Here is a 10,297-nt window from a genome sequence, read left to right on the forward strand (position 1 = left end):
GCCCGGTCCTCGTCGAGAGAGAGCCGGGCCGGGAGCGATACGACGCGCGCCGATCCGAGTTACGGGACGGCGATCAGGCCGACCTCGGCCGGGGTCGCGAGCAGCCCGTGCGCGGGCAGCACGCTCACGGTGTAGCCGAACGGCCCGGTCCGTGACAGCGGGATGGTGCCCTCGAAGCGGTCGCCACCGCCCTCGGCGTCGCCGGCCGGGTGCAGGTCCGTCGTCACCGGGTCCAGCAGCCGGTCGGTCTCGTCGACCCGGCCGTACGACACCCGCACGACCACGTCGGACGGGTCCAGCCCACCGAGCTCGATGGTGGCGCGGACGACCAGGTCCTGGCCGACCTGCGGGGTGTCCCCGAGACCGGACGAGTCGACGTTGACGACCCGCACGCCGCCCCAGGCGGACCGGACCTTGTGCTTCCAGGCCGAGAGCTCCCGGGCGCCGCCGTAGGCACCGGCCGCCGCGGCCCGGGCCGAGACGCCGGCCGGTACGTAGTACTTCTCGACGTACTCCTCGACCATCCGGGTGGCGAGCACCTTCGGGCCCAACGTCGAGAGGGTGTGCCGGACCATCGCCGTCCAGCGGTGCGGCAGGCCGTCGGACCGGTCGTAGAACCGGGCCGCGACCGCGTTCTCCAGCAGGTCGTAGAGCGCGGCGGCCTCGATGGCGTCCCGGCGGTCCGGGTCCTCGACGCCGTCGGCGGTCGGGATCGCCCAGCCGTTCTGGCCGTCGAACAGCTCGTCCCACCAGCCGTCCCGGATCGAGAGGTTCAGGCCGCCGTTCAGCGCGGCCTTCATCCCGGACGTGCCGCAGGCCTCCAGCGGGCGCAGCGGGTTGTTCAGCCAGACGTCGCAGCCGGCGTACAGGTACCTGGCCATGCCGATGTCGTAGTCCGGCAGGAAGACGATCCGGTGACGGACGGTCGGGTCGTCGGCGAACTGGACGATCTGCTGGACCAGCTGCTTGCCGCCGTCGTCGGCCGGGTGCGCCTTGCCGGCGATGACCATCTGGATCGGCCGGTCCGCGTGCAGCAGCAGCCGGGTGAGCCGGTCCCGGTCGTGCAGCATCAGGGTCAGCCGCTTGTAGGACGGCACCCGGCGGGCGAAGCCGATGGTCAGGACGTCCGGGTCGAACACGCCCTCGACCCAGTCGAGCTCGCCGGAGGCCGCGCCGCGCTCCAGCCAGGAGGCGCGCACCCGGCGGCGGACCTCGGCCACCAGGCCCTCGCGCAGCTCCCGGCGGGTCGACCACAGTGCCTCGTCGGAGATCTTGTCGATCTTCGCGAAGCCGCGGCCGTCGGCGGACAGCAGGCCCGGCTCTGGCTCGCGGTCGGCGAGTTCGATGAGCGTGCGGGCGACCCAGGTCGGGGCGTGCACGCCGTTGGTGACCGAGCCGATCGGCACGTCGGTCGGGTCGAAGCCCGGCCACAGGCCGTTGAACATCTCCCGGCTGACGATGCCGTGCAGCTTGCTCACGCCGTTGGAGCGCTGCGCGAGGCGCAGCCCCATGTGCGCCATGTTGAACACGTTCGGGTCCGGCTCGGCGCCGAGTTCCAGCACCCGCTCGACCGGCACGCCGTCCCAGGCGCACTCCCCGCCGAAGTGGCGGGAGACCATGTCCTTCGGGAACCGGTCGATGCCGGCCGGGACCGGGGTGTGGGTGGTGAACAGGGTGCCCGAGCGGGTGGCCTCGAGCGCCTCGTCGAAGCTGAGGCCGGTCGCGGTCAGCTCCCGGATCCGCTCCAGGCCGAGGAAGCCGGCGTGGCCCTCGTTGGTGTGGTAGACGTCCGGCGCCGGCGCGCCGGTGACCCGCGAGAACACCCGCAGGGCCCGCACGCCGCCGATGCCGAGCAGCATCTCCTGCAGCAGCCGGTGGTCGGTGCCGCCGCCGTAGAGCCGGTCGGTGACACCCCGCTCGGCCGGCTGGTTGTCCTCGACGTCCGAGTCCATCAGCAGCAGCGGAACCCGCCCGACCTGGGCCTTCCAGATCTGCGCGTGCAGGGTGCGGCCCTCGGGCAGGCCAACCGTGATCTTCTGGGGAACGCCGTCGGCGTCGGTCAGCTGGGTGATCGGCAGGCCGTGCGGGTCGATGCCCGGGTAACGCTCCTGCTGCCAGCCGTCGCGGGACAGCGACTGGACGAAGTAGCCGGCCCGGTAGAGCAGCCCCACGCCGATGATCGGCACCCCGAGGTCGCTCGCGGTCTTCAGGTGGTCGCCGGCCAGGATTCCGAGGCCGCCGGAGTACTGCGGCAGCACCTCGGTGATGCCGAACTCCGGCGAGAAGTAGCCGATCGCGCTGGGCGCGCCCGGCAGGTTCTGCTTCTGGTACCAGAACTCGGCGCTCAGGTACTCCTGGAGCTCGTCAGCCGCGTCGGTCAGCCGGCGGACAAAGCGCCTGTCGGCGGCCAGGGTCATCAGCCGGCTGTGATCGACCTCGCCGAGCAGCCGGACCGGGTCGCCCTTCGTCGACCGCCACAGCTCGGGGTCGACCGACTCGAAAAGGTCCAGCGTCTCCGGGTGCCAGGACCAGCGGAGGTTCATCACCAGGTCGGCGAGCGGAGCCAGCTGCTCGGGAAGCTGCGCGCGGACGGTGAACCGTCGGAGTGCTCTCACGGGAACGGCAGCCTAGACACCGCCCGTGAACTGGCAGCACCCGGGTCGCACCATCGGGTTACCAACAGGAAAAACCCTGTGCACACGCGGGGAAATGAGCACGATTGCGCCGTATCGCACCCGTGTCCCCACACGCCGTGAATTCCACCATCGAGCCGTTGCCAATGTGCCCCAGAGCTGTTGATCTTGCGACCGGCGGCGGCTCGGGCGCCGTCTGCGCGCCCTACTGGTCGTCGGGGCCGGCCGCGGCTACCTTGCTCGCCAGTGCCGCCATGACGGCCGGGTCGCGCAGCGTCGTGACGTCGCCGAGCGCGCGGCCCTCCGCGACGTCTCGGAGCAGCCGGCGCATGATCTTGCCGGACCGGGTCTTCGGCAGGTCGTCGGCCCAGATGATCCGCTTCGGCCGGGCCAGCTTGCCGATCCTCGCGGCGACGTGCTCCCGCAGCTGCGCCACCATAACCTCGTCGCCGACCCGGCCGCCCGCGAGTGTCACGAACGCGACGATCGCCTGGCCGGTCTGCTCGTCCGCCTGGGCGACGACGGCGGCCTCGGCGACTGCCTCGTGCGCGACGATCGCCGACTCCACCTCCGCGGTCGACAGCCGGTGCCCCGAGACATTGATGACGTCGTCGACCCGCCCGATGATCCAGAAGTAGCCGTCGGAGTCCAGCCGGGCAGCGTCGCCGACCAGGTAGGTCGTCGGGCCGAACCGGGAGAAGTACGTCTCGATGAACCGCTCGTCGTCCTTGTAGAGGGTGCGCAGCATCGACGGCCACGGCCTGGTGACGACGAGAACGCCGACGCCCTCGCTGAGCGGCTGACCGTCCTCCGTCACCAGCGCCGGGCTGTAGCCAGGCAGCGGCCTGGTCGCCGAGCCCGGTTTGGTCGAGGTCACCCCCGGGACCGGGGAGATCATGATCGCGCCCGTCTCGGTCTGCCACCAGGTGTCGACGATCGGGCAGCGCTCGCCGCCGATCACCTTGTGGTACCAGAGCCACGCCTTCGGGTTGATCGGCTCGCCGACGGTCCCGAGCAGGCGCAGCGAGGACAGGTCGTGGCGGTCCGGGTACTCGACGCCCCACTTGATGCACGCGCGGATCGCCGTCGGCGCCGTGTAGAAGACGGTCACCTTGTACTCGTCGATCAGCTTCCACCAGACGTCGTAGTCCGGGTAGTCCGGCGCACCCTCGTACATCACGCTGGTCGCGCCGTTGGCGAGCGGGCCGTAGACGATGTAGGAGTGCCCGGTGATCCAGCCCACGTCGGCCGAGCACCAGTAGACGTCCGTCGCCGGGTCCAGGTCGAAGACGGCGCGGTAGGTGTAGGTGGCGCCGAGCAGGTAGCCGCCGGTGGTGTGCAGGATGCCCTTCGGCTTCGCCGTCGAGCCGGAGCTGTAGAGGATGAACAGCGGCGCCTCGGCCGGCATCGGCTCGGCCGGGCAGACCGGGTCGGCGGCGGCGAGCAGGTCCGCGTACCAGACGTCGCGGCCGGCCTTCATCGGCGCCCGCTCGCCACCGAGCCCGGCCGCGCCGACCGCCTCGACGACGACGATGTGCTCCAGGCTCGCCAGCTCGCCCATCTCGGCGTCCACGGCCGACTTCACCGGCGCGGTGCGGCCCTTGCGGCGGGCCCCGTCGACGGTGATCAGCACCTTGGCGTCGGAGACCTCCATCCGCTCCTTGACCGCGGTGGCCGCGAAGCCGCCGAACACGACGTTGTGGACCGCGCCGATCCGGGCACAGGCCAGCATCGCGGCCGCGACCTGCGGGATCATCGGCAGGAAGATCCCGACGACGTCACCGCGGCCGACGCCGAGCGAGCGCAGCCCGTTCGCGAGCCGCTGGGTCTCGGCCAGCAGGTCGGCGTACGTGACGGCGAGCCGCTCGCCCTCCTCGCCGGCCCAGTGGAAGGCGACCCGGTCCCCGTTGCCCGCGTCGACGTGCCGGTCCAGGCAGTTCGCCGAGAGGTTCAGCTCGCCGTCCTCGAACCACTTGTAGAACGGCGGGTTGTCCTCGTTGAGGACCTTGGTGAACGGCTTGTCCCAGGTGAGCAGCTCCCGGGCCTTGCCGGCCCAGAACGCCACCGGGTCGGCCGCGGCGGCCGCGACGTCGGCGTCGATCGGGCTGCGCCGGGTGAAGCCCGCCGGCGGCTCGAAGCTCTCCACCGCGAGCATCCGCTCCAGCTCGGCCTCGAGCGCGCCGGGACTCCTGGTCTCGTCGGTGGTGGTCATGCATCCTCCTACGGCGTCGTGGGGGCCGGCAGCCCAGCTTCCGGGCCCTCGGGGCCGGCTCCGTGTGCGCCCGGGTGCAGGCCGGGCGGGGGCCCTGCGTGCGGCAACGCCAGGCAACCGCGGCCCGGCACCGCCAAAGCCGTCGCCTACCCCGTGACCCGAGGCACAGGTCCGGGTCTACCACGAACCGGAACGAGACGTCGATCGCCGTCGCGCCGGGCAAGGCGTCCTCCTGTGTGCTCAGACTCCTGTGTGCTCAGACTCCTGCGTGCTCAGACTCCTGTGTGCTCAGACTCCTGTGTGCTCAGAGCACTGGGTCTGGCGGGCACGCGTCCGGCACAGAACGAGAGGCACGCCGCCGGTAGCTCACGAAGCTGTCTGCTGTCTTCGTAAGCTGGAGCGCGACGTGCCTCCGGTGAGGCTCCCGCCTGTACGACCGCGGCTCAGAGGTCCGCGCCGCGGCGGGCGTACGGTGACGCGGCGCCAGACCGTCGCGAGCGGCCCGGCGCCGCCGGCTAGCGCCCGGCTTCCCGGCTCGGCTCCCCCACAAAGACCCGAACCCGCTTCATGGAGACCGTCCCGGGGACGCTTATCCCCGACCAGCAGGGTGGCCCGCGGGCTGGGACATCGTGCCGGTGACGATGGTGGCGAGCTGGCCGACGATCTCCTCGCCGCCCAGGATGCCGGCGGCGGTCACACGCAGGTTGGGTGCGGCCCAGGCGCGGTCGTGCAGCTCGCCGTGGGCCGGGCGCAACGCGATGCCGGCGGCGGCGAGCATCGGGGCGTCGAGAAGCGAGTCCCCGGCGGCGACGGTCCGGTCGGTGCCGGCGCGGCGGGCCACCTCGGCGAGGGCCGCCTGCTTGGTGAGCGTCGCGGGGACGAAGTAGACCTTGCGGCCCTGGACCGAGACCGTCCAGCCCGCGGCGGCGAGCTCGGCGGTGACCACCGTGAGGTCGGGGATGCCGTCACGCTCGTGGGCGACCAGGTAGACGAACAGGTCGTCGGCGACGCGGGTCAGCCGGCACCAGCCGCCGGTGGCGAGCCGCTCGGCGAGGCCGAGCACCTCGGCCAGGGGCGCCGCGTCGCGCAGCCGGGTGGCGACGGCCGCCGCCCAGCCCGGGTCGGGCTCGCCGTCGACGAGCACGTGGCCGCCGTTGGCAGCCACCGCGAACGGCGGCGTCACGCCCAGGTCGACCCGGCGGTACTGGCCCAGCGTGCGGGTCGTCACCGGCACCAGGACCGCCTGGCGGGCCAGCTCGGCGATGCGCGCGAAGGCCGCCGCGGTCATGAACGCGGCCGGCTCGCCGTTCAGCCGCTCGACCAGGACCAGCTCCGGCTCGGCCGCGCCCGGCGGGAGCCGGAACGAGCGGCGGGAGAAGATCAGCGTCTGGTCGAGGTCACAGGCCACCAGCCAGCGCGCGGCCGGCACCGGCGTCACCGGCCGCCCTCGGCGACCTCGGACGGGCGCCAGCGCGACTGCGGGGTGTGGAACTCGGGTGTCTCGCCGTCGGCGCGGACCGGGCGGACCAGGCCGACGCAGGAGAACGGCAGGCCGGGTAGCTCCTCGACCGGGACACCGCGGGCCTCGGCCAGGACCAGCACGTGCGCCAGCTCGTCAACCCGGTCCGGGGCCACCAGGACCCGCCACGGCACCCGGCGCAGCAGCACCCGGGTGGCCTCGCCGACCCCCGGCTTCACCATGGCCACGTCGGGGATGTCGTAACGCTCGGCGATCTGCTCGACGGCGGCCCACCCCGCCCACGTGGGGGTCCGGTCGGCCGACCACAGCTCGGGCCAGGTCGCGGCCACCTCGGCGGCGACGTCCGGGAACCGGGCGACGACCGTCTCGACGAAGTGGCGGGACAGGTCATGCGGCTCCAGGTCGCGGTAGTACTTGGCGCCGTGGAAGTCGGCCGGGCCGACGTGCTCGGCGTTCAGCACCGTGCGGCTGACCAGGCCGGAGACCGTGGAGTTCAGGCAGGCGCTCGGGATCAGGAAGTCATCGCGGGTGCCGTAAAGGGAGACGCAGCGCGCCGGGTCGGCGAGGACCGCCATCGTGTCGTCCAGGCCGAGCGCTGGGGCGGCCTCCGCCAGTACGCGGGTCATCACGCCCTTGCCCGTCCAGCCGTCGACGAACTGGAGGGCGGCCGGGTCATGCCGCTCGGTGAGGTACCGGACGGCGTTCAGGTCGACCCCCCGGTCCTTGATCACCGAGATGGCATAGTGCGGCACGTCCAGCCCGAGGCTGAAGGCGTACCAGCGGCGCATCAGGATGCCGATCGGGGTCCCGGCACGAGCGATCGAGACGAGCACCGGCGCGGGCTTGGCCACCCGGACCAGCTCGCAGACCAGGCCGACCGCCAGCGCCACCCGGGTCGCCGAGCGCTCCAGCGCCTGGTGGTAGAGCGCCAGGTAGCTCTCGTCCGGCTGGTACTCGACCGGCAGGTCCTCCGAGTAGTGCCGCCCGCGCTGCATGTCCTCCTCGCGGTCCTCGGTCGGCCGCTCCAGGTCGGCGGCGGAGAGGTCCTTGAGCAGGAAGGTGACGTCGGCCGGGTCGTAGGAACCGGAGCCGATCGTGCCCGGCAGGCCGGCGCCCGCCGGCGCGCCGGCCGGGACCGGGCCGGGCCGCAGGCCGTTCGTCTGGGTTGTCGCGGTCATCGGGCGCCCTCCGGGACGAACGACGGCAGGGTGACCACGGTGACCTGCGCCTGGCGGCGCAGCGCCTCGACCAGCCCGGTCAGGGCCGGGCCGTCGGGGTGGCCGGGGGCGGCGGCGTCGGCGCCGTCGTCGACGACGAGCACGATGTCGTCGTAACGGCCGGCGGCCGGGCCGGCGTCGGTGGTTGGTCCGCCGGAGCGGGTGAGGCCGACGTTGTAGACCTGGCTGACCCGGCTCGGGGCGTCGGGTGCCGGGAACTCCAGCGCGCTGCGGATCGCGTAGCCGGGCACGTCCAGCGGGTATACGGGCGAGCGCGTCGTCGACTGGTAGCGCACGTCCCCGCCGGTCGCCCCGGCGAGGGCCGCCGCGAGCCGCATCGGCGTGTACATGAGCTCCTCGGTGCCCAGCACCAGGGTCCGTCCCGCGGGTGTGGCAAGCCGGGCGGCGATCGCGGCGCCCGCCGCGTCGACGACCTCGTCGAGCAGCCGGCCGTGCGCGGGCGTCCAGCCGTGCCGGCCGCCGTCGGGCAGCTCGGCCGGCCACCGCGGACGCATCCAGCTCACCGGTCTGCCGGCCGCGTCGGCGGCTCCGGGGCCGGGAGCGGCGAACCGCTCGCGGAGGGCGCGAGCCCGCTCGGCCACGTCCGGTGGCACCTGGACGGTCGCCGAGACCAGCGAGACGACGTCGACTGGCACGCCCAGCTCATCGGCCAGCCGGTCGAACTCGGCCCGCGCCCGCGCCGGCCGGGCGTCCAGCAGCGCCGCGACCGTGTAGGCGGGGCGCGGCGCGAGCGCGTGCAGGGCCCGGATCGTGCCGATCGCGGTGTTGCCGGTGGACAGCTCGTCGTCGACGAGCAGCAGGGGGCGCGGGTCGGTCAGCAGCCGGCGGTCGGCCGGCAGCAGCCAGTGGTGGACGGCATGCGAGTGCGCCTCGGCGAGCTCCAGCTCGGAGCGCATCCCGGCGACGGCGCGACGGGTGGTGTGCAGGTAGCCGGCGCCTGGCAGCCCGTCGGCGACGGCGTGCCCGAGGGCGGTCGCCGTCTCGCAGTAGCCGAGGACGAACACGGGGCCGCCGCTGGCCAGCGAGGCCCGGACGGCGGCCGATCTGGCCCGGGCCATGGCGGCGAGCGCCGTCCCGGCCCCGAGCGCGTCGGCGGGCCAGACCGGCAGATGCTTGCCGAGCACCCGGCTGACCAGCAGGTGGGCCCGGCGCGGGTTGCGCCGCAGCGCGAGCCCGACCAGGCCGCGCAGCCCGGCTCCGGTGACGTCCTCGGTGACCTCGGCCGCGAGCCCCAGCGCGTCCCACAGCCAGTCGTCCTCGTCCACACCACTCCCCACCGGCACGGGTCCCGGCGACGCCGGCCGGTCCGACGCCGGCCTCTCGGACACCAGAAGACCCGACTCCGGCTCGCTCATGGCTCCCGCTGCGAGCGGGCTCACGCCATCACCGCCTGGCTGGCCGCGAGCACGTCGACGAAGGTGTGGCCCGCCTTGAGGACGCCGAAGGCCTCGGCGCGGCGCAGCACGGCCTGGGCCCACAGCCGGTGCGGGCGCAGCTCGTTCATCTTGTTCGCGTAGCTGCTGCGCCGGACGCCCCCGGTCGCGCCGTCCGCGACCGTCAGCGCGTCCTCGTACTCCTCATGGGTCACGACGTAGAGCGCGTGCACCGCGGCGACGTGGCTGGGGTGGATGACGGTCTTGCCGATCAGGCCGTTCGCCTTGTCGAGCACGACCTCCTTGATCAGCCGGTCCAGGTCGGCCGAGACCAGGTCGCGGCGCATCGCCGGGCCCTGGACGACCGGGTCGGCGAGGTCGGCGGTGGCGAACGGGGTGACCCGCAGGGAGCTGACGAACAGCCGCTCCGGCTGGGCGAAGTACTCCCACACCGGGCCGGTCACGACGTGGTCGCCGCCGCGCGCGCAGACGTTGACGATGTCGGCGATGCAGTCGCGGACCACGGCGATGTCGTAGATGGTCAGGTCGCGGTCGCGGCGCAGCCCGTAGAGGCCGGAGAGGTCGGTCGCGCCCAGCCGGACGGCGAGGACGTGGTCGGCGTGCTTGTCGACCAGCCGGCGCACGCCGAGCAGCGTCTCCAGCCTGGACTCCCGGTTGATCACTTCGGGGCTCTCCAGCACCGGCATCGCCCAGAGCTGCCGGCCCAGGTCGTCGCAGGCGCGCAGGACCGCGGCCATGGACATCTCGCCCGAGTCCTCGACGAACTTCGGCAGCACGAAGCCAGCGAGCACGTCGGCCGCGGCGGGTGAGAGGCCCGCGACCAGCGCCGGGATCTGCTCCGCGGAGCGGACCCGGACGAAGATCATCCCCGGGCTGTCCCCGACGCTCGGCGGGTCCTCGCCCAGCTCGTTGAGCGCGCGCACCACGTTCGCCTCGGCCGCCGCCACCTCGCCGTCGGAGATCGCGTCTTCCAGACAGAGGACCATGGACGCGACTCCGGCCGCCGACTGGCGGCGCACGTCGTCCGACAGCTTCGGCCGGGTGCCTGGGGCGTAGAGGGTCGCGCCGAGGGCGGTGGCCACCAGCCGGCGGTCGTCCTCGCGACTGATCTCCTTCGGCGGGCAGTGGAACAACGCGTCACGAGCCGCCGGGTCGAGGAAGGCGAAGTGTCGCACAGAGCGGCTCCTTCAAGGCTCGACGGGCTTCACGCGTGCGCTCTCGGGGCCGGCCCGGCGTCACCCCCGATCGCCGCCGGACCTGGGGCAACGCCCGACGCGGGGAACGTACCCCCCACAATGACGAAGGTCGCCGGGAAACGGGCCACTGACGCCATCACGACA

At 73.3% G+C, this 10,297-nt stretch carries 6 protein-coding genes; all 6 read right to left on the reverse strand.

Annotated features, from left to right (window positions below; translation table 11 throughout):
• Positions 1-59: 59 nt before the first annotated feature.
• The 6 genes from glgP to FRADC12_RS07955 all read right to left on the reverse strand — a co-directional run bounded on the left by glgP (position 60) and on the right by FRADC12_RS07955 (position 10,132).
• Positions 60-2,615, reverse strand: coding sequence for an alpha-glucan family phosphorylase (glgP, locus tag FRADC12_RS07930; protein WP_045876171.1), 2,556 nt, complete (start codon positions 2,613-2,615; stop codon positions 60-62).
• A 223-nt stretch (positions 2,616-2,838) separates the two neighbouring features.
• Positions 2,839-4,845, reverse strand: coding sequence for an acetate--CoA ligase (gene acs, locus FRADC12_RS07935; protein WP_045876172.1), 2,007 nt, complete (start codon positions 4,843-4,845; stop codon positions 2,839-2,841).
• A 589-nt stretch (positions 4,846-5,434) separates the two neighbouring features.
• Entirely contained in the window at positions 5,435-6,283 is an 849-nt protein-coding gene (locus tag FRADC12_RS07940; protein ID WP_052710754.1) for a sucrose-6-phosphate hydrolase, read from the reverse strand.
• The gene (locus FRADC12_RS07945; protein WP_232303671.1) at positions 6,280-7,503 is read right to left on the reverse strand and encodes a cysteine protease StiP family protein; all 1,224 of its coding nucleotides are present in this window, start codon (positions 7,501-7,503) and stop codon (positions 6,280-6,282) included. Before FRADC12_RS07945 ends, FRADC12_RS07940 begins: the two co-directional genes overlap by 4 nt.
• Positions 7,500-8,828, reverse strand: coding sequence for a phosphoribosyltransferase domain-containing protein (locus tag FRADC12_RS07950; RefSeq protein WP_045879239.1), 1,329 nt, complete (start codon positions 8,826-8,828; stop codon positions 7,500-7,502). The genes FRADC12_RS07945 and FRADC12_RS07950 overlap by 4 nt, the downstream gene beginning before the upstream one ends.
• 110 nt (positions 8,829-8,938) lie before the next feature.
• Positions 8,939-10,132: an HpcH/HpaI aldolase/citrate lyase family protein gene (locus FRADC12_RS07955; RefSeq protein ID WP_045876173.1), complete on the reverse strand. Its 1,194-nt coding sequence runs from the start codon at positions 10,130-10,132 to the stop codon at positions 8,939-8,941.
• Between the last annotated feature and the right edge of the window lie 165 nt (positions 10,133-10,297).

The sequence above is a fragment of the Pseudofrankia sp. DC12 genome (genome assembly GCF_000966285.1).
GTDB lineage: Bacteria > Actinomycetota > Actinomycetes > Frankiales > Frankiaceae > Pseudofrankia.

Coding starts and splice junctions, on each gene's coding strand:
- acs (WP_045876172.1), bottom strand. CDS start 4,845: ATGACCACCACCGACGAGACCAGGAGTCCCGGCGCGCTCGAGGCCGAG.
- FRADC12_RS07945 (WP_232303671.1), bottom strand. CDS start 7,503: ATGACCGCGACAACCCAGACGAACGGCCTGCGGCCCGGCCCGGTCCCG.